Origin of the sequence: Kitasatospora sp. NPDC058115, assembly GCF_042884635.1 — a bacterium.
Classification (GTDB): Bacteria; Actinomycetota; Actinomycetes; order Streptomycetales; family Streptomycetaceae; genus Kitasatospora.
Window position 1 is genome coordinate 159,638 of sequence record NZ_JBHVTL010000021.1, and the last position, 21,120, is coordinate 180,757.

Sequence of the window (21,120 nt, forward strand, 5' to 3'; positions counted from 1 at the left end):
CGGGGTGCCGAGCGGGGAACGGAGGGGGAGGCGCGACGGGGGAGCGCCTCCCCCTCCGGGCGTTCGAGGGGCGGGATAACCCCTCGGAGGGCAGCGGACCCGTATGGCATGCTCGCCTCCATGCAGCAGATCTCGGTGAGTCCCGTCTTCGTCGGCCGCGACCCGGAGCTCACCGACCTGGCGGACGCGCTGCGCCGGGCCGGCCGCGGCGAGCCGCAGACCGTGCTGATCGGCGGCGAGGCGGGTGTCGGCAAGACCCGGCTGCTGGAGGAGTTCCTGCGCCGGGCCGACGACCGGGGCGTGCTCACCACCGTCGGCGGCTGTCCGGAGGTCGGCGCCGAGGGACTGCCCTACGCTCCGCTGGCCACCGCGCTGCGCCGGCTGCACCGCTGTCTGGGCACCGAGCTGGAGAGCGCCGCCGCCGGGATGGAGGGCCATCTCGCCCGGCTGCTGCCGGACTTCGGCGAGGCCGACGGCGAGCCCAACGACGAGTACGGCCGGGCCCGGCTGTTCGAGCACACCGCGAGGTTGTTCGAACGGCTCGGCGCGGACCGTACCCTCGTGCTCGCCGTCGAGGACCTGCACTGGTCCGACCGCTCCACCCGGGAGCTGTTCGCCTACCTGGTCCGCACCCTGCACCGGGCCCGCGTCCTGCTGGTCGCCACCTACCGCAGCGACGACCTGCACCGCCGCCACCCGCTGCGGCCCTTCCTGGCCGAGCTGGAGCGGCTGCGCACGGTGCGCCGGCTGGAGCTGGAACGGTTCGGCCCCGGCGAGGTGGCCGCCCAGCTGGCCGGCATCCTCGGCACCGCGGCGCCCGACCGGCAGCTGGTCGAGCGCATCCACCGCCGCTCCGAGGGCAACCCGTTCTTCGTCGAGGAGCTCGCCACCGCCCTGCGGGAGGGCTGCTCGGCCGGGCTCACCGACTCCCTGCGCGACATCCTGCTGGTCCGGGTCGAGGCACTGGACGAGGAGACCCAGCGGGTGCTGCGGATCGCCGCCGAGGGCGGCTCCCTGGTCGAACACGCCCTGCTCGCCGCCGTCCTGGAGGACGAGGAGCGGCTGATCGGCTCGCTGCGCGCCGCGGTCGGCGCCAACATCCTGCGCCCGGACCCGGACGGCGACGGCTACCGGTTCCGGCACGCGCTGGTCCGCGAGGCCGTCTCGGACGACCTGCTGCCCGGCGAGCGGCACCGGATCAACCGCCGGTTCGCCGAGGCCCTGGAGGCCGAGCCGCAGCTGGTCGGCGCCGACGCCCGGCCGGCCCGGCTGGCCAACTACTGGTACCACGCCCACGACCCGGCCCGGGCCCTGCCGACCGCGCTGGACGCCGCCCGGGCGGCCCGCCGCCGCAACGCCTTCGCCGAGCAACTGCGGATGCTGGAACGGGCCCTGGAGCTGTGGGACGAGGTCCCCGGCGAGCAGCTGGCCGGTACCCTGCGCCCGTACGACTGGGCCGAGACCTATCCGCCGTGCTCCTGCGACACGGACCTGCACGACGAGGACTGCGACCGGCTCTGCCGGATCGACGTGCTGGCCGAGGCGGTGGTCGCCGCCCGCCGCAGCGGTGACCGGGAACGCGGGCTGAGCCTGGCGAAGCGGGCGCTCCAGCTCGTCGACGAGAACGACCACCCGGCCCGCGCCGCCTGGTTCCGGATCAACCGCGCCCGGATGCTCGGCCACCTGCGCCGCTCCGGTGACACGGAGGAGATCGCCTACGCGCACCGGCTGGTCGAGCACCTGCCGCCGTCCGCCGTGCAGGCCGAGGTGTTCGCGCTCGGGGCGGGCGCCGGGATGCTCTCCAACCCCCGCCCCGAGCTGGTCGCGCTCGCCGAGCGGGCCGCCCGGATCGCCCGCGAGGTGGGCGCGCCCACCGTCGAGCAGCACGCCCTGATGACCATCGGCGGGCTGCGCAACGACCTGGACGCCGATCCGGAGGCCGCGGTGGCCCAGCTGACGGCGGCGGTCGAGGCCTCCCGCCGGCTCGGCGCACCGGACCTGCTGCTGCGCGGCCTCAACAACCTGTCCTCGCTGCTGCGCGGCCTCGGCCGGGCCGAGCAGGCCGCGGAGCTCGCCCGGGAGGGGCTGGACTCGGCCCGCCGCAACGGCCTGCAGCGCAACATCGGCACCATCCTGACCGGGAACCTCGCCGAGGCGCTGATGGACCTCGGGCGGATCGACGAGGCCGAACTGGTGCTCGCCGAGGGCGACCTGACCAGCCCGACCGGCACCCACGCGGAGTTCCTGGACCGGCTGCGCGGGGAGCTCGCCCTGCTCCACGGCGACGTGGCCGGCGCCGGCGCGCTGCTCGCCCAGGCCCGGGCCGCCAACCGGGTCGGCCAGATCCAGCACTCCGTGCCGATCGGCCGGCTCGCGGTGCGGATCGCCGCCCGGGCGGGCCGCCCGCTGGAGGCCCGCGCCGAGCTGCTCGCCGCCCTGGCGGGGGCGTTCCCCTGCGGCTACCTGGCCGACTGCTTCCCGCTGCTGGTCGACGGCGCGGGCGTCGAGGCGGACAGCCGGGGCCTGCCGGAGGCCGAACCGGGCCGGGCCGCGGTGCTGGCCAGGATCGTCGAGGTGGCGTCCGGGCTGACCCCGACGGTGCCGCTGCACCACGGCTGGGCCCGGCTGCTGGAGGGCGAACTGGCCCGGGCCGAGGGGGCGGACACCCCGGCGCACTGGGCCGCCGCGGTCGAACGGCTGCGTCCGACCGGGCTGCCGTACCCGCTGGCGTTCGCCCTGCTGCGGGCCGGCGAGGCCGAGGTGCTGGCCGGGCGCCGCGAGGCGGGGGCCGAACTGCTGCGCGAGGCGCGGGAACTGGCGACCGTCCGGGGTGACGCCGGGCTGCGCGCCGAGGTCGACGCGCTGGCCGAGCGGGCGGGGCTGACGGTCGTCGCGGGCCGTCCCGCACCCGCCGCGGCGGCGCCGGCGGGGGACTCCTTCGGTCTCACCCCCCGTGAGCGGGACGTGCTCCGATTGCTCGCGCGGGGGCGCACCAACCGGCAGATCGCCGAGGAACTGTACATCTCGCCGAAGACGGCGAGCGTGCACGTCTCCAACATCCTGGGCAAGCTGGCGGTCGCCGGCCGGGGCGAAGCCGCCGCGCTGGCGCACCGCTTGCGGCTGTTCCCCGAGGATCTGGCCCCGGCCGGCCGCTGACCGCCCGCCGTCCGCCCGCCGTCCACCCGCCGCGGGCCGGTCCGCCGGGCCGGGGCCGGCCGTCCGCCGGTCCGGCCGGTGTCGCGCGGGCGCCGCCCCGTGCTCCCGTGCGCGCCGCGTGAGCCCCCGCCCGTGCGCCCCCGCCAACCGGCCCGTTCCGGTGGAATCGGGTGTAATTCCCCACCCCGAGGCCATTACTCTAAGTTGAGTGTGCGTGTCATTGAGTGACCGAAGTGGTGTAGGGTCCCGGACGGGAACATCGGTGTGGCGGGACGGCCGGCAGGCCCCCCGCCCCCTGGGCCACCGCCCCGACGGGGCGCCAGGTCACCGCGTACGGCCACCAGGCGCGCGGCCGGTGGTCCGTGACCCGGGCGCGAGGCCCCGGGCCGGAGGGGGAGAGGTCGAGTGAGCTCCACCGACGCGGTGCTGCCCGGAGCCGGACGGCCGGAGGCACCGGACACCGACCTGCTCGCGGGCGGACCGCCGCCCGTGACCGGTCCGACCGCCGGAGCCCCGGCCCCGCCGGTCCCGCCCCCGGGCGGCGCGCCCCGGTCCGCCCTCCGTGCGGCCGCCCCGCCGGCACCCGGGTGCCGCAGACCCGGGCCGCTCCGCCGGGCGCTGCACAGCCGCAGACTGCCCGGGGCCGCCCTCGGCGTGCTCTGCCTCGCCTACGCCCTCGGCGCGGCACTCGGCTGGGGCTCGCGCCAGATCGCCGTCTTCATGGGCGACTTCGGCCTGGCCGCCGCCGCCCTCGCGGCCGCGCTCTCCTGCCTGGCGTACGGCTGCACGGTCGGCGGCCACGCCCGCCCGGCCTGGCTGCTGTTCGGCCTCTCCTCGCTCATGGTCGCCTTCGGCAACGGCACCTGGGGCTGGTACGAGCTGGTCGAACGCACCCCGCTGCCGCCCAACTCGCTCGCCGAGTACGCCTTCCTGCTGTTCGCCCCGCTCGCCATCACCGGCGTCCTGGTGCTCGCCCAGCGCCCGCGCACCGCCGCCGGCTGGCTCTGCCTGCTGCTCGACGGCTGGCTGGTGGCCGGCTCGCTGTTCACCCTCAGCTGGAGCCTCGCGCTCGGCCGCACCGCCGCCGGCGAGGCCGGCTCCCCGCTGCGCCTGGCCCTCAACCTGGCCTACCCGGTGCTGGACATCCTGCTGGTCTCGCTGGTCGTCGGCCTGCGCTTCGGCGGCCGGGACGGCAACCGGGCCGCCGTCCACACCGCCATGGTCGGCCTCGCCGTCACCGTGCTCTGCGACGCCCTGTTCACCTCGCCCGAACTGCGCAGCAGCTACCACTCCGGCGAACTGCTGGACGCCGGCTGGTTCGCGGGCAGCCTGCTGCTCGCCTGGGCGCCGTGGTCCCCGCGCTGGCGCCGCCCGCTGCGCGAGCACCCCGCGCTCGGCGGCCTGCCGCGCCGCCGGGTCGCCACCACCTTCAGCGCGCTCACCCCGTACGCCGCCGCCGCGGTCTGCACCGCCGGGATCCTCTACAACGCCCTCGGCGGCCGCTCGCTGGACCGGGTGGTCGCCTCGGCCGCCTGCACCGTCGGCCTCGCGCTGATCCTGCGGCAGGGCATCATGCTGCTCGACAACCTCTCGCTGGCCCAGGAACTCGCCCACAAGGAGGCGCACTTCCGCTCCCTGGTGCAGGGCTCCAGCGACGTCATCATGATCGCCGGGGCCAACGGGGTGCTCTCCTACGTCTCCCCGGCCGCGCTGGGCGTCTACGGGCGCGATCCGGAGGAACTGGTCGGCGGCAACCTGCTGGACCTCATCCACCCCGAGGACGTCGACCGGGTGCTGCTGGAGGTCCGCCGCTTCCTCGCCCGCGGCCGGCTGGCCGCCCACCGCGACCCGGGCGGCGAGCCGCTGCCCGCGGCCCGGGTGGAGTGCCGGATCGGCTCCGGCGCCGGTGAGTGGCTGCACGTCGAGTCGACCGTCGACCGGTACCGCGACGGCCTCATCCTGAACAGCCGCGACGTCACCGAACGGGTCATGCTCCAGGCCCAGTTGCAGCACAACGCCTTCCACGACCCGCTCACCGACCTGCCCAACCGGGCGCTGTTCACCCAGCGGCTGCGCACCGCGCTGGCCGCCCGCGGCCCGCAGGACGAGGCCGGCGCCGGGGTCGCGGTGCTCTTCCTCGACCTCGACGGCTTCAAGGCGGTCAACGACACCGCGGGCCACCAGGTCGGCGACGAACTGCTCGTCCAGGCCGCCCGCCGGCTCCAGGGCGCCGTGCGCTGCGGGGACACCGTCGCCCGGTTCGGCGGCGACGAGTTCGCCGCCCTGGTCTGCGGCCCGCTCGGCCGCCTCCAGGTCCAGGAGCTCGCCGACCGGCTGCGCACCGCGCTCTCCGAGCCCTACTGGATCGGCGGCAGCGAACTCAGCGTGGCGGCCAGCATCGGCATCGCCTTCGGCAGCCCCGAACGCGGCCCGGCCGCCGATCCGCGGGCCGGGGCCGACGAGCTGATGCGCAACGCCGACCTCGCGATGTACCGCGCCAAGTCCGAGGGCAAGGGCCGGGTCATGCTCTACTCCCCGGCCATGCGCGCCGACCTGGAGCGCCGCACCGAACTGGACGAGCGGCTGCGGGCGGCCGTCCGGGAGGGCGGCTTCGCGCTGCTCCACCAGCCCGTGGTGGACCTCGTGAGCGGCGCGGTCACCGCCGTCGAGGCCCAGGCCCGCTGGCGCTCCGTGCAGGGCCTGCTGCTCACCCCGGCCGAGTTCCTGCGCTCCACCGAACACGGCGACGCCGCCGCCCGGTTCTCCCGCTGGCTGGTCCGCGAGGCGGTCGCCGCCGCCGCGCTGCGCCGCGGCCTGCCCGTCTGCGGCCGCCCCGCCGCCCCGCCGGTCCCGGTCTCGGTGCGGCTCTCCGCCGAACGGCTCTGCGCCCCCGGCCTGTACGAGACGGTGGCCGCCGCCCTGCGCGACAGCGGCCTGCCCGGCGGCCAGCTGATCGTCGAGGTGGCCCGGATGGGCCCGGACGAGCTGGCCGACGAACTCGGCCGCCGGCTCGCCGCGCTGCGCCGCCTGGGCGTCTCCACCGCGCTGGCCGGCTTCGGGGCCGGCGGCGGCTCGCTCGGCGCGCTCGCCCGGCTGCCCTTCGACGGCCTCAAGCTGGACCGCTCGCTGGTCCACGACCTCGGCGACTCCGCGCTCGCCCGCACGCTCGCCGGGCACGCCCTGCGGCTCGGCCGGGACCTCGGCCTGGTCACCGCCGCGGAGGGCGTCGACCTGCCCCGCCAGGTGGCCGTGCTGCAGGAGTTGGGCTGCCGCCAGGTGCAGGGCTCGGCCTTCTCCGCCCCCCTGGACGAGACCAGGCTGCGGCGCGCCCTGGCCCGCCGCGTCTATCCGGTGCCGCGGCCGCCCGGCCCGCTGCCGGCCCGGCGAGCGTACCTGGCCGCGGACACCCGGACGAGTGGGCGCGCGGAGGGCGGCCAGGGACGTGTCGTAGCTCACCACAACCCCTCCGACCTGCCCGAACACCCGGCCGTCGCAGGTCCGGGAGCGGGTCCGCATGGCGAGACTGTCGTCCCACCTGCTTGACAGTCGGGCCGTGACGGGAGGAAGGTCGTTGCCATGCGCACCCGAATTCTCGTACTTGGCGGGCGCGTCGGCTGAGCGGGCCATGCCCCGCTCGTGACAGACCGACGCGCCACCCCTCGCATGCCCTTGGGCACGAGGGGTTTTTTGTTGCACCGACGCCGTTCCACCACTGCAAGACCCCTGGCCCCGAGGCCCCGCGAAAGGGACGATTGGGGCAGAGCCGGCGATCGGCCCGCAAGCGGGACCCCATCCCTCGACCCCGGGGCCCGCAACCACCGGGCCGGCCAGAACCGAGAAGAGACAGGCAGATGACTGAGCACGCCGCAGCCCCCCGCCGTGGGGACACCCCGGCCGCCCACGCTCCCGCTCCGCAGCACGTCGTCGAGACCATGACCGGCGCCCAGTCGCTCATCCGCTCGCTGGAGGCCGTCGGCGCGGACACCGTCTTCGGCATCCCCGGCGGGGCCATCCTTCCCGCGTACGACCCGCTGATGGACTCCACCAAGGTGCGTCACATCCTGGTCCGCCACGAGCAGGGCGCCGGTCACGCCGCCACCGGGTACGCCCAGGCCACCGGCCGGGTCGGGGTCTGCATGGCGACCTCCGGCCCGGGCGCGACCAACCTGGTCACCCCGATCGCCGACGCCTACATGGACTCGGTGCCGATCGTCGCGATCACCGGCCAGGTCGCCTCCCAGGCGATCGGCACGGACGCCTTCCAGGAGGCGGACATCTGCGGCATCACCATGCCGATCACCAAGCACAACTACCTGGTCACCGACCCGGCCGAGATCCCCCGGGTGATCGCCGAGGCGTTCCACATCGCCGCCACCGGCCGCCCCGGCCCGGTCCTGGTCGACATCGCCAAGGACGCCCTGCAGGCCACCACCACCTTCCGCTGGCCGGCCGAGACCTCGCTGCCCGGCTACCGCCCGGTGACCAAGCCGCACGCCAAGCAGATCCGCGAGGCCGCGAAGATGCTGGTCACCTCCAAGCGCCCGGTGCTGTACGTCGGCGGCGGCGTCATCAAGGCCGGTGCCACGGCCGAGCTGCGGATCCTCGCCGAGCTGACCGGCGCCCCGGTGGTCACCACCCTGATGGCGCTCGGCGCGTTCCCGGACAGCCACCCGCAGCACCTGGGCATGCCCGGCATGCACGGCTCCGTCCCGGCCGTCACCGCGCTGCAGAAGGCGGACCTGCTGTTCACCCTCGGCGCCCGCTTCGACGACCGGGTCACCGGCAAGCTGGACAGCTTCGCGCCGTACGCCAAGGTCGTCCACGCCGACATCGACCCGGCCGAGATCGGCAAGAACCGCCCGGCCGACGTGCCGATCGTCGGCGACGCCCGCGAGGTGCTGGCCGACCTCATCGTCGCCGTCCAGGCCGAGTTCGACGCCGGCCACAAGGGCGACTACGGCGACTGGTGGGAGCGGCTCGACGAGTGGAAGCGGACCTACCCGGTGGGCTACGAGCCCGCGGCGGGCGGCCAGCTCTCCCCGCAGCAGGTCATCGAGCGGATCGGCCGGCTGGTCGGCCCGGACGCCATCTACGCGGCGGGCGTCGGCCAGCACCAGATGTGGAGCTCGCAGTTCATCCAGTTCGAGAAGCCGGCCACCTGGCTCAACTCCGGCGGCGCCGGGACCATGGGCTACGCCGTGCCGGCCGCGATGGGCGCCAAGGCGGGCCGCCCGGAGACCGCGGTCTGGGCGATCGACGGCGACGGCTGCTTCCAGATGACCAACCAGGAGCTGGTCACCTGCGCCCTGAACGGCATCCCGATCAAGGTCGCGGTCATCAACAACGGGTCGCTGGGCATGGTCCGGCAGTGGCAGACGCTGTTCTACAACCAGCGCTACTCCAACACCGTGCTGCACTCCGGCCCCGGCCACGACGGCATCGAGCCGCCCGCCCAGGGCACCCGGATCCCCGACTTCGTCCTGCTCGCCGAGGCGATGGGCTGCGTCGGCCTGCGCTGCGAGCGCCCCGAGGACCTCGACGCGGTGATCAAGCAGGCGATGGAGATCGACGACCGCCCGGTGGTCATCGACTTCATCGTCCACCAGGACGCCATGGTCTGGCCGATGGTCGCGGCCGGCACCAGCAACGACGAGATCCAGTTCGCCCGCGGGGTGCGCCCCGACTTCGGCGACGACCTCGACTGAGCCCCTTCCGGAACGACCAAGGGAACCCACGACCCATGTCCAAGCACACCCTGTCCGTCCTGGTCGAGAACAAGCCCGGCGTGCTCGCCCGGATCGCCGCGCTGTTCTCCCGTCGGGGCTTCAACATCGACTCCCTCGCCGTCGGCCCCACCGAGCATCCGGACGTGTCCCGGATGACCATCGTGGTCAACGTCGAGGACCTCCCGCTGGAACAGGTCACCAAGCAGCTCAACAAGCTCGTCAACGTGATAAAGATCGTCGAACTCGACCAGTCCGCTGCGATCCAGCGGGAACTGGTCCTGGTGAAGGTCCGCGCCGACAACGAGACCCGGTCGCAGATCGTCGAGATCGTCCAGCTGTTCCGCGCCAAGACGGTCGACGTGTCCCCGGACGCGGTGACCATCGAGGCCACCGGCAGCTCGGACAAGCTGGAGGCCATGCTCCGGATGCTGGAGCCCTACGGCATCAAGGAGTTGGTCCAGTCCGGCCTGGTCGCCATCGGACGCGGCGCCCGTTCGATCACGGACCGCTCGCTGCGCGCCCTCGACCGCAGCGCCTGACCCGCGCCGCGTCTCACACCCTGATTACCGCCCCACCCCTTCACCGGGTCCGCATACGGTAGGAACCGACGCAGACCCAGGCAAACCACTCGCAAGGAGATGTGCCCCCGTGGCCGAGCTGTTCTACGAAGACGACGCCGACCTGTCCATCATCCAGGGCCGCAAGGTCGCGGTCATCGGCTACGGCAGCCAGGGCCACGCCCACGCGCTGTCCCTGCGCGACTCGGGCGCGGACGTCCGGGTCGGCCTGAAGCCGGAGTCCAAGTCCCGCCAGAAGGCCGAGGAGGCCGGTCTGCGCGTGGTCACCCCCGCCGAGGCCGCGGCCGAGGCCGACGTCATCATGATCCTGGTCCCGGACCCGATCCAGGCCGACGTCTACGAGGCGGACATCGCCCCGCACCTGAAGGCCGGCGACGCCCTGTTCTTCGGCCACGGCCTGAACATCCGCTTCGGCTTCATCAAGCCGCCGGCCGACGTCGACGTCTGCATGGTCGCCCCGAAGGGCCCGGGCCACCTGGTCCGCCGCCAGTACGAGGAGGGCCGCGGCGTCCCGGCGATCGTCGCCGTCGAGCAGGACGCCTCCGGCAAGGCCTTCGACCTGGCGCTGTCCTACGCCAAGGGCCTGGGCGCCACCAAGGCCGGCGTCATCAAGACCACCTTCACCGAGGAGACCGAGACCGACCTGTTCGGTGAGCAGGCCGTCCTCTGCGGTGGCACCGCCGCCCTGGTGAAGGCCGGTTTCGAGACCCTGGTCGAGGCCGGCTACCAGCCGGAGATCGCCTACTTCGAGTGCCTGCACGAGCTGAAGCTCATCGTCGACCTGATGTACGAGGGCGGCCTGGAGAAGATGCGCTGGTCGGTCTCCGAGACCGCCGAGTGGGGCGACTACGTCACCGGCCCGCGGATCATCACCGACGCCACCAAGGCCGAGATGAAGAAGGTCCTCGCCGAGATCCAGGACGGCACCTTCGCCAACACCTGGATCGCCGAGTACAAGGCCGGTCTGCCGAAGTACAACGAGTACAAGAAGGCCGACGAGGACCACCTGCTGGAGACCACCGGCAAGAAGCTGCGCAAGCTGATGAGCTGGGTCAAGGAAGAGGCCTGAGCGGCACCGGGCGCACGCTGAGTCGGACCCTCTCGATTTTGTAACGCCCTTGTACAACTAGGCTGCTCCCGTCCGGGTGATTTCGCCGGACGGGAGCAGCCGGGTATCCAGCCCGTCGATACACTTCCGAGTGCGCGTCAGGCCCACAGCGTCGTGCGTCTACCTACGCGGCATGCCACCTTCCCCCGCCCTCCACGCCACCTTCGTGCTCGGGGGAACCGGACAGTTAGGACACACTGTCGTGAGCAAATCCGTAGTTCTGATCGCCGAAGAGCTCTCGCCCGCCACGGTCGACGCCCTTGGCCCCGACTTCGAGATCCGCCACTGCAACGGCGCGGACCGCACCGAGCTGCTGACCGCGATCGCGGACGTCGACGCCATCCTGATCCGCTCCGCCACCAAGGTCGACGCCGAGGCGCTGGCCGCCGCGCGCAAGCTCAAGGTCGTCGCCCGGGCCGGCGTCGGCCTCGACAACGTGGACGTCTCCGCCGCCACCAAGGCCGGCGTCATGGTCGTGAACGCGCCGACCTCCAACATCGTCACCGCCGCCGAGCTCGCCTGCGGCCTGCTGATCTCCGTCGCCCGCAACATCGCGCCGGCCAACGCCGCGCTCAAGGGCGGCGAGTGGAAGCGCAACAAGTACACCGGCGTCGAGCTGAGCGAGAAGGTCCTCGGCGTCGTCGGCCTCGGCCGGATCGGCGTGCTGGTCGCCCAGCGGATGTCGGCGTTCGGCATGAAGATCGTCGCGTACGACCCCTACATCCAGGCCGCCCGCGCCGCGCAGATGGGCGTCAAGCTGGTCTCGCTGGAGGAGCTGCTGGAGGTCTCGGACTTCATCACCGTCCACCTCCCGAAGACCCCGGAGACCCTCGGCCTGATCGGCGACGAGGCGCTGCACAAGGTCAAGCCGACCGTCCGGATCGTCAACGCCGCCCGCGGCGGCATCGTCGACGAGGAGGCGCTGCTCAGCGCCCTGCGCGACGGCCGGGTGGCCGGCGCCGGCCTGGACGTGTACGCCAAGGAACCGTGCACCGACTCCCCGCTGTTCGCCCTCGACAACGTGGTGGCCACCCCGCACCTGGGCGCCTCGACCGACGAGGCCCAGGAGAAGGCCGGCATCGCCGTCGCCCGCTCGGTGCGCCTGGCGCTGGCCGGCGAGCTGGTGCCGGACGCGGTCAACGTCCAGGGCGGCGTGATCGCCGAGGACGTCCGCCCGGGCCTGCCGCTGGCCGAGAAGCTCGGCCGGATCTTCACCGCGCTGGCCGGCGAGGTGGCGGTGCGGCTCGACGTCGAGGTGCGCGGCGAGATCACCCAGCACGACGTCAAGGTGCTCGAACTGTCCGCCCTCAAGGGTGTGTTCGAGGACGTCGTGGCCGAGACGGTGTCCTACGTCAACGCCCCGCTGTTCGCCCAGGAGCGCGGCGTCGAGGTGCGGCTGACCACCTCCAGCGAGAGCCCCGAGCACCGCAACGTCATCACCGTGCGCGGCACCCTCGCGAACGGCGAGGAGATCGCCATCTCCGGCACGCTGGCCGGCCCCAAGCAGGTCCAGAAGATCGTCGGCGTGGACGCCTTCGACGTGGACGTGGCGCTGACCGACCACATGGCCTTCTTCAAGTACGAGGACCGCCCGGGCGTCGTCGGCGTCCTCGGCCGCCACCTCGGCGACGCCGGCATCAACATCGCCGGCATGCAGGTCGCCCGCGACGGCAGCGGCGCGCTGGCCTCCCTCACGGTGGACAGCGAGATCCCGCAGGACGTGCTGTCGGCCATCGCCGCCGAGATCGGCGCCCGCTTCGCGCGCTCGGTCGACCTGGGCGCCTGATCCCGCGACGCCCCCCGCACCACCCCTCACCAGGGCCCGGACCACCGCACGGACGGCGGTCCGGGCCCTGGTGCGTTCCTCCGGGTGACGGTCGTCTCAGATAGTAGGAAATCCAAGTATCCGGGCAGACACCGCACGGCCGGGGCCGTACCGTGGTGGAAGCCGTACGGTGTGCCGCCCCTGTAGCCAGGGTGTGCGGCCCGTGCGTGCCCGTACGCCCGATGGGCAGGTGATCCCCGCCCGGTGTACCCCCCTCCTCCCCACCGCCGCGTCCGTTCCGACGGCGCGTATCGAACCAAGGAGCCCGGTATGCCCCCCACCGCCGACCGCCACGCCGCTTCCGCCCCCGCCGCCCCGCAGACCCGCGTCCCGCGCCGCCGCCGGGCCGCCGAGCGGAACCCCTTCGCCGCCGCCGCGCTCCAGCGCGCGCTGGACCGCCGCGACAACGGCGGCGTGACCGGCCACCACTGAGCCGCCGCCCGGGCCCCGGGCGTCCGGGCCGCCCGGTGGCGTTCATCCGCCGAATGGGCCGAACGGGCTGACGGAGCATCACTCCAAGGGGTGCAACTTGCCACCGTTCGGGGGAGGTTGCTCGCCCCGACCGGCGCGATATTCCTAATTTGGGGCCCCCGGAAGGGTGATCGACGGCCGCACGGGCGGGCGTCAGCGGCACGGGACGCGGATCACTTCCCCCGGCCGGGGGAGAGGACCTCATGCGTCGTCCCACCGTCCGCCGGCCACTCGCCCGGATCGGCCTCGCGCTGGCCCTGCTGGCCGGCGCCGGACCGGCCCTGCTGACCGGCGCCGCCCCGGCCGCCGGCCACCCGCCCGCGAGCCCGGTGGCCCCGGCCACCGGCCCGCCCGTCCCGGTCCTGCTGGAACTCGCCACCGAGCCCGTCGCCCCCGTCTGGCGGCGGGCCGGTGACGAGGCCCGCCGCCGGCAGCGCTCCCCGGAGGCCGCCCGCCGGGAGGCCGCCCTGGCCGGCGCCGCCCAGCGGGCCCGCGCCTCCGCCGCGCTGGACCGGGTGGCCGACGCCGTCCACGGTGCGGTGCCCGCCGCCCACGAGCTCTACCGCACCCGCACCCTGGTCACCGGCCTCGCGGTGAGCGCGCCGGCCGGCCGGCTGCCCGCGCTGCGCACCCTGCCCGGGGTCACGGCCGTGCACCCGATCCTCCGCAAGCGGCGCGACAACGCGTACTCGGTGCCGGTCACCGGCGCGCCCGAGGTCTGGGCGCAGGCCCTGTCCGGCACCACCGGGGAGGGCATCCGGATCGGCGTCGCCGACAGCGGCATCGACTACACCCACGCCGACTTCGGCGGCCCCGGCACCGAGGAGGCGTTCCGGTCCGTCGACGGCGCGAAGCCCGCGCCCGCCGCACTCTTCCCCAACGCCAAGGTGATCGGCGGCCGCGACCTGGTCGGCGACGACTACCAGCCCGACCCGGACGCCGCGCACTACCAGCCCGACCCGCACCCCGACGACAACCCGATCGACTGCGACCGCAACGGCCACGGCACCCATGTGGCCGGCACCGCCGCCGGCCTCGGCGTCACTGCCGACGGGCAGCCCTACCGCGGCCCCTACCGTCCCGGCCTGGACCCGGCCGGCTTCAAGGTCGGCCCGGGCGCCGCGCCCGGCGCCCGGCTCTACGCGATCCGGGTCTTCGGCTGCGACGGCTCCACCGACCAGCTCGGCCACGCCCTCGACCTGGCCGCCGACCCGGACGGCGACGGCGACCCGGGCGACCGGCTCGACGTCCTCAACCTCTCGCTCGGCAGCCGCTTCGGCTCCACCGACGACGCCGACGCCCTCGCCGTCGACCGGCTCGCCGAGCTCGGCACCGTGGTGGTCGCCGCCGCGGGCAACGAGGGTGACGTCTACGGCATCGGCGGCAGCCCCGGCACCGCCGCCCGGGCCGTCGCCGTCGCCGCCTCGGTCGACCCGCACGGGGACGCCGACGGCATCACCGTGCTCGACCCGCCGTCGCTCGCCGGCGTGCTGCCGGCCCACTGGAGCGCCCGCTACCGGGACTGGTCCACCGCCGACGTCGGCGGTGAGCTCGCGCTGCCCGCCGACCAGGCCGACGGCTGCACGGCCTTCTCCGAGGCCGACCGGCAGCGGCTCGCCGGGCGGATCGCGGTGCTCGCCTGGAGCACCCGCGAGTCCGAGCGCGCCTGCGGTTCGGGCCCGCGCGCCGACCACGTCGCCGAGGCGGGAGCGGCCGGCGCGCTGCTGGCCGCCGACGACGACCACCTCGCCGAGATCGCCGGCAACGACCGGGTGCCGCTCGCCCTGCTCGGCCGCGCCGACGGCGAACGGCTGCGCGCGGGCGCCGCCGCCGGGCCGGTCCGGGTCCGCCTCGCCGCACCCGGCAACCCGCTGCACGGCGCCGCCGCCCAGGACCAGCCGCAGCGGCTCGACACCCTCACCGACTTCACCTCGCGCGGGATCGGCGTGCCCGGCGTCGTCAAGCCGGACCTCGCCGCCCCCGGCGAGACCGTCTGGTCGGCCCTGGTCGGCAGCGGCACCGGCGGCCAGCGCGAGGACGGCACCTCGATGGCCACCCCGCACGTCGCCGGGCTGGCGGCGCTGGTGCGCGCCGTCCACCCGGACTGGAGCGTCGAGCAGGTGAAGGCCGCGCTGATGAACACCGCGGGGGACACCTGGCTCGGCGACGGCGCCACCGGCCCGGCCTACGGGCCCGAGCGCACCGGAGCCGGCCGGGCCGCCGTGGACCGCGCGGTGCGCACCCCGGCCGTCGCCTACGCGGCGGGGGAGGGCGCGGTCGAGGGCGCGGTCGGCGTCTCCTTCGGCCCGCTCGCTGTCACCGGGCCGCTCGCCCTGGTCCGCGAGGTCGAGGTGCGCAACCTCTCCGCCGCCCCGGTCGCCTACCGCACCGGCTACGCGGCGGCCACCGACGCGCCCGGCGCCGCCTTCGAGCTCGCGCCCGGGCGGGTCGAGGTCCCGCCCGGCGGCGCCGCGCGGGTGCGGATCACCCTCCGGGTGCCCGGCGCGCTCGGCCGCGCCCCCGATCCGACGACCGCGACCGTCCAGGGCGGCCGGGCCCGCAGCTACCGGGGCGAGCTCTCCGGCAGGCTGCTGCTCACCCCGGAGGACCCGGCCGCCCCCGGGCTGCGGGTGCCGCTGTTCGCCGCCCCGCGGGCGGCCTCCGAGCTGGCCGCCACCGCCCCGGTCCGCACCGCCCGCGACGGCGCGCTGGCCGTCCTCACCGGCAGCGGCACCCCCGGCGGCGGGCCCGGCCTGGTCAGCGCCTTCGCGCTGGGCGGGGAGGGCGGCCGCTGGCCCGACTGCCCGCCGGACAGCGGCGCGGGCGTCGGCCCCGGCGCGGGCATCGTCCCGGAGGGCAGCACCGGGGAGGCCGAGCACCTCCAGGACCTCTGCGTCGAGCACCCCGGCGACCGGGCCGCCGGCCTGCGCGCCGTCGGCGCCGCCACCGACGCGCCCGCCGTCACCGGCGACCCGCTCGCCGAGGGCCGGCTCTACCTGGGCGCCCGGGTGTGGGCGCCGGCCGCCACCCCGGTCGGGCTGTTCGCCGTCCGGGCCGCGCTGGACACCGACGGCGACGGCGTCACCGACGTGATCGTCAAGGCCGACCGGCTGCGCGGCAGCGACGTCCTGGTGGCCCGCGCCCTGGACGCCCGCACCGGCACCGAGCTGGACGTCCAGCCGCTCAACGCCCGCTGGGGGGACACCGACACCGCGCTGCTGGACTCCGACGCGGTGGTGCTGCCGGTCCGCCTGGCCGTCCTGCCGGGCATCGGCCCCGGCCGCAGCACCGTCCACTACGCGCTGTGGACCGGTCTCACCGGCTCCGGGACTCCCGATCCGGCCGAGTCCTTCTCCGCGATCGGCCTCCAGGGCACCCGGCCCACCCTCCCCGTCGACGTCCTCCACCCCGCCGTCGACATCCGCACCGGCCCCGGCGGCCCCGCCGCGATCGCTGCCCCGGTCCACCCCGGCACCGTCCTCGACATCCGCCGCAGCGGCCCCGCCCCGGCCCGGGTCCTGCTCCTCCACCACCTCGACCCGGAGCCCGGCCGCAGCCAGGTCCTGACCCTGCCGTAGCCCGGCCCAGGGGCGCCCGGCGACCGTCGGGCGCCCCTCGGACGGGGCGGTTTGTCCGAATGGCGGACGCGGGATGTCAGGCTCTGGGACACCGGAGTAGCCTCCGAGCATGTCTCGCACGATTCGTCTCGCAGTCGTCCCCGGTGACGGAATCGGCCAGGAAGTGGTGGCCGAGGGTCTCAAGGTCCTGGGGGCGGTGCTTCCCGCCGATGTGAAGCTGGAGACCACCGAGTTCGACCTCGGGGCCCGGCGCTACCACCGCACCGGTGAGACGCTCCCGGACAGCGTCCTGGCGGAGCTCAAGGCCCACGACGCGATCCTGCTCGGCGCCATCGGCGACCCGAGCGTGCCGTCCGGGGTGCTGGAGCGCGGGCTGCTGCTCAAGCTGCGGTTCGCCTTCGACCACCACATCAACCTCCGTCCGGGGCGGCTCTTCCCCGGGGTGAAGTCCCCGCTGGCCGGTGACCCGCAGATCGACTTCGTGGTCGTCCGCGAGGGCACCGAGGGCCCGTACGTCGGCAACGGCGGCTCGCTGCGCACCGGCACCGAGCACGAGGTGGCCACCGAGGTCAGCCTCAACACCGCGTTCGGCATCGAGCGCGTGGTGCGCGACGCCTACCGGCGGGCCCAGGCGCGTCCGCGCAAGAAGCTGACTCTGGTGCACAAGAACAACGTGCTGGTGCACGCCGGCCACCTGTGGACCCGGATCTTCGAGCAGGTCGGCCGGGAGTTCCCCGAGGTCACCACCGACTACCTGCACGTCGACGCGGCGACCATCTTCTTCGTCACCCAGCCCGAGCGGTTCGACGTCATCGTGACCGACAACCTGTTCGGCGACATCCTGACCGACCTGGCCGCCGCCGTGACCGGCGGGATCGGCCTGGCCGCCAGCGGCAACATCAACCCGAGCGGTGCCTTCCCGTCGATGTTCGAGCCCGTGCACGGCTCGGCGCCGGACATCGCCGGCCAGGGCAAGGCCGACCCGACCGCCACCGTGCTGTCGGTCGCCATGCTGCTCGACCACCTCGGGTACCCCGCCGAGGCCGCCCGGATCGAGGACGCGGTCGCCGCGGACCTCACCGGGCGCACCGGGGCCCGCACCACCGCCCAGGTCGGCGACGCGCTCGCCGCCCGAGTATCCGCCTAGGAGGCCGGAACCCGACAAACGGTGTTCCGGCCCCCGCGGGCCGGACCCCATAACGGCAGCTTGCGGATCTCCAAGGAGCCCGCGGCTGTTCGGCACGGCCCTCTGGATGCGAGTATCGACAGTGGGCCGTGCCGTCGTGCGTCCGTTCCGTCCGAAACAGGCGGAACGTTCATCCGGCGGAGCGGCCCGGACCAACCCCACGGTGAAGGACACACAGCCATGAGCACGCCCACCCAGGCGCCCATCACGTTCGACCTCAAGCCCTCCGCCCACCCGCTCTCCCCGGCGGAGCGCGAGGCCCGGCTGGCCAACCCGGGCTTCGGGCGCGTGTTCACCGACCACATGGTCACCATCCGCTGGACCGAGGGCGTGGGCTGGCACGACGCCCAGCTGGCGCCCTACGCGCCGATCGAGATGGACCCGGCCAACATGACCCTCCACTACGGTCAGGCGATCTTCGAGGGCCTCAAGGCCTACCGCCAGGCCGACGGCTCCATCGCGACCTTCCGCCCGGAGGCCAACGCGGCCCGCTTCCAGGCCTCCGCCCGCCGCCTGGCCATGCCCGAGCTGCCGGTCGAGGCCTTCGTCGAGGCCGTCGAGCTGCTCGTCCAGCAGGAGCAGGCCTGGGTCCCGACCGAGCCGGAGCAGAGCCTCTACCTGCGCCCGTTCATGTTCGCCACCGAGGTCGGCCTGGGTGTCCGCCCGGCCAACTCCTACCTCTTCATGATCATCGCCTCGCCGGCCGGCGCCTACTTCCCCGGTGGCGTCAAGCCGGTCTCGGTCTGGCTCTCCGAGGACTACGTGCGCGCCGCGCCCGGCGGCACCGGCGCCGCCAAGTGCGCCGGCAACTACGCCGCCTCCCTGGTCGCCCAGGCCGAGGCCGCCGCCAAGGGCTGCGACCAGGTCGTCTGGCTCGACGCCGCCGAACACCGGTGGATCGAGGAGATGGGCGGCATGAACCTCTACTTCGTCTTCGGCGAGGGCGCGGACGCCCGGATCGTCACCCCCGAGCTGTCCGGCGCCCTGCTGCCCGGCATCACCCGCGACTCGCTGCTGCAGCTCGCCGCCGACCTCGGCCACGCCGTCGAGGAGCGCCGGATCTCCACCGACGAGTGGAAGCAGGGCAACGCCGACGGCACCCTCACCGAGGTCTTCGCCTGCGGCACCGCCGCCGTCATCACCCCGGTCGGCTCGGTGAAGTCCAACGGCGGCGACTGGACCGTCGGCGCCGGCGAGCCCGGCCCGGTCACCATGGAGCTGCGCCGCGCCCTGCTCGCCATCCAGGGCGGCCAGGCCCCCGACACCCACGGCTGGCTGCACAAGATCGTCTGACGCCCCCGCCGCGGCCCGTCCGCCCCCGCCGTCCCGTCCCGGATGGCGAGACGGGCGGGCCGCGATCCGGATGATGTGCCTACACTGCGAGCGTGTCCTCGCTGTCGCTGATTATTAGCAGCAGGCGCGCCGGTCCGCAGTGACCGCCACCGCACCACCCGATGCGGGGCGACCACCAGCGTCCAGACCCGCGCGCAGACCTCTCGCACCCGCGAGGGGTCTTTTTGTTTCCCCGGACCGGCCGGAGGCCCTCACAAGGGGCCCAGGGACACCGGGTGCGCGCGGGATGCTGGACAGTGGAGCCGGATTCAGAACCGGCAGAGCAGTAACCGACCTCCCGGAACGGAGAACCCAGGGTCATGACCCAGGCGACCAACCTCCCCGACGACGCGTTCCACGTCTTCGACACCACCCTGCGCGACGGCGCCCAGCGCGAGGGCATCAACCTCACGGTGGCCGACAAGCTCGCCATCGCCCGGCACCTGGACGAGTTCGGCGTCGGTTTCATCGAGGGCGGCTGGCCCGGGGCCAACCCCCGGGACACCGAGTTCTTCGCCCGCGCCGCCGAGGAGCTGGACCTCGCGCACGCCCAGCTGGTCGCCTTCGGCGCCACCCGCCGGGCCGGCGGCCGCGCCGCGGACGACCCGCAGCTGGCCGCGCTGGTGAACTCCGGAGCGCCCGTGATCACCCTGGTCGCCAAGTCCCACGACCGGCACGTCGAGCTGGCGCTGCGCACCACCCTCGACGAGAACCTGGAGATGGTCCGCGATAGCGTCGCCCACCTGCGCTCCCTGGGCCGCCGGGTCTTCATCGACTGCGAGCACTTCTTCGACGGCTACCGGGCCAACCGGGCGTACGCGCTCTCCGTGGTCCGCGCCGCCCACGAGGCCGGCGCCGAGGTGGTGGTGCTCTGCGACACCAACGGCGGGATGCTGCCCTCCGGCGTGCGCGAGATCGTCGCCGACGTGTTGGCCGACTGCCACACCTACAAGCCCGGCGCCCGGCTCGGCATCCACGCCCAGGACGACACCGGCTGCGCCGTCGCCAACACCCTGGCCGCGGTCGACGCCGGCGCCACCCACGTCCAGTGCACCGCCAACGGCTACGGCGAGCGGGTCGGCAACGCCAACCTCTTCCCGGTGGTCGGCGCGCTGGAGCTCAAGTACGACCGCCGGGTGCTGCCGCCCGGCAGCCTGGCCGAGATGACCCGGATCTCGCACGCGATCGCCGAGCTGGTCAACCTCACCCCGTCCACCCACCAGCCCTACGTCGGCTTCTCCGCCTTCGCCCACAAGGCGGGCCTGCACGCCTCGGCGATCAAGGTCGACCCGGACCTCTACCAGCACATCGACCCGGAGACGGTCGGCAACACCATGCGGATGCTGGTCTCCGACATGGCCGGCCGCGCCTCCGTCGAGCTCAAGGGCAAGGAGCTCGGCTACGACCTCTCCGCCGACCGGGACCTCGCCGGCCGGGTGGTCGCCAAGGTCAAGGAGCAGGAGAGCCTCGGCTACACCTACGAGTCCGCCGACGCCTCCTTCGAGCTGCTGCTGCGCGACGAGGTGCGCGGCGGGCGCCAGCGGTTCTTCACCCTGGAGTCGTGGCGGACCATCAGCGAGCAGGGCCCGGGCGGCAACGCCGGCAACGAGGCGACGGTCAAGCTCTGGGCCAAGGGCGAGCGGATGATCGCCACCGGCGAGGGCAACGGCCCGGTCGACGCGCTGGACCGGGCGCTGCGGACCGCGCTGGAGCGGATCTACCCGCAGCTGGCGAAGCTGGAGCTGGTGGACTACAAGGTCCGCATCCTGGAGGGCCAGCACGGCACCGGCTCCAAGACCCGGGTGCTGATCGACACCACCGACGGCACCGCCACCTGGTCCACGGTCGGGGTGGCCGACAACGTGGTGGCGGCCTCCTGGCTGGCGCTGGAGGACGCCTACACCCACGGCCTGCTGCGGGTCGGCCTGGAGCCGGACGCGGCGTAGGGCCGGTCCCGCCCGGCGGGGACAGCACGGCGCGGCCCGTGGACCGGAGGGTCCGCGGGCCGCGCCGTGCGGCCGTGCGTCGTCGGGTGGTGCGTCGTCGGGCAGCGCCCCCGGTTCACCGCAGGCGGGCGAGGAGGGCGTGTTCGACGAGGGTGATGAGGGCGCTCTTGGCGCTGTCGCGGCGTCGGGCGTCCAGGGTGATGACGGGGGTGTC

Annotated in this window: 11 protein-coding genes and 1 pseudogene; 11 read left to right on the forward strand and 1 reads right to left on the reverse strand. The window is 74.5% G+C overall.

Going from position 1 to position 21,120, the window contains the following annotated elements; all coding sequences use genetic code 11:
* Nucleotides 1–120 precede the first annotated feature (120 nt).
* The 11 genes from ACFVVL_RS23045 (at nt 121) to cimA (ending at nt 20,906) form a co-directional block, all read left to right on the forward strand.
* A complete protein-coding gene (locus ACFVVL_RS23045) occupies nt 121–3,156 on the forward strand; it encodes an AAA family ATPase (protein ID WP_380286645.1) in 3,036 nt (1,011 codons plus the stop codon).
* A 618-nt stretch (nt 3,157–3,774) separates the two neighbouring features.
* A complete protein-coding gene (locus tag ACFVVL_RS23050) occupies nt 3,775–6,699 on the forward strand; it encodes a putative bifunctional diguanylate cyclase/phosphodiesterase (RefSeq protein ID WP_380286765.1) in 2,925 nt (974 codons plus the stop codon).
* Between the two features lie 308 nt (nt 6,700–7,007).
* Nucleotides 7,008–8,861 (forward strand): acetolactate synthase large subunit, encoded by a 1,854-nt coding sequence (locus tag ACFVVL_RS23055; protein ID WP_380286644.1) that lies wholly within the window; start codon nt 7,008–7,010, stop codon nt 8,859–8,861.
* 35 nt (nt 8,862–8,896) lie between these two features.
* Entirely contained in the window at nt 8,897–9,421 is a 525-nt protein-coding gene (ilvN, locus tag ACFVVL_RS23060) for an acetolactate synthase small subunit (RefSeq protein ID WP_030302941.1), read from the forward strand.
* A gap of 109 nt (nt 9,422–9,530) precedes the next feature.
* Nucleotides 9,531–10,529 (forward strand): ketol-acid reductoisomerase, encoded by a 999-nt coding sequence (gene ilvC / locus ACFVVL_RS23065; RefSeq protein ID WP_350550163.1) that lies wholly within the window; start codon nt 9,531–9,533, stop codon nt 10,527–10,529.
* A gap of 241 nt (nt 10,530–10,770) precedes the next feature.
* Nucleotides 10,771–12,354: a phosphoglycerate dehydrogenase gene (gene serA / locus ACFVVL_RS23070; protein WP_380286643.1), complete on the forward strand. Its 1,584-nt coding sequence runs from the start codon at nt 10,771–10,773 to the stop codon at nt 12,352–12,354.
* A gap of 309 nt (nt 12,355–12,663) precedes the next feature.
* Complete coding sequence (locus tag ACFVVL_RS23075; RefSeq protein ID WP_350550157.1) at nt 12,664–12,825, forward strand: hypothetical protein; 162 nt, start codon at nt 12,664–12,666, stop codon at nt 12,823–12,825.
* 242 nt (nt 12,826–13,067) lie between these two features.
* Entirely contained in the window at nt 13,068–16,442 is a 3,375-nt protein-coding gene (locus tag ACFVVL_RS23080; protein ID WP_387678054.1) for a S8 family serine peptidase, read from the forward strand.
* 109 nt (nt 16,443–16,551) lie between these two features.
* On the forward strand, nt 16,552–17,589 hold the full coding sequence (locus tag ACFVVL_RS23085; RefSeq protein WP_380286641.1) for a 3-isopropylmalate dehydrogenase: 1,038 nt from the start codon (nt 16,552–16,554) through the stop codon (nt 17,587–17,589).
* Between the two features lie 219 nt (nt 17,590–17,808).
* On the forward strand, nt 17,809–18,921 hold the full coding sequence (locus ACFVVL_RS23090) for a branched-chain amino acid aminotransferase (RefSeq protein ID WP_380286640.1): 1,113 nt from the start codon (nt 17,809–17,811) through the stop codon (nt 18,919–18,921).
* A 359-nt stretch (nt 18,922–19,280) separates the two neighbouring features.
* Nucleotides 19,281–20,906, forward strand: a complete 1,626-nt coding sequence (cimA, locus tag ACFVVL_RS23095; RefSeq protein ID WP_380286639.1) for a citramalate synthase — start codon at nt 19,281–19,283, stop codon at nt 20,904–20,906.
* Between the two features lie 115 nt (nt 20,907–21,021).
* Here cimA and ACFVVL_RS23100 read toward each other — a convergent pair.
* Nucleotides 21,022–21,120 (reverse strand): annotated as a pseudogene (locus tag ACFVVL_RS23100) (ATP-binding protein); the annotation flags it as partial.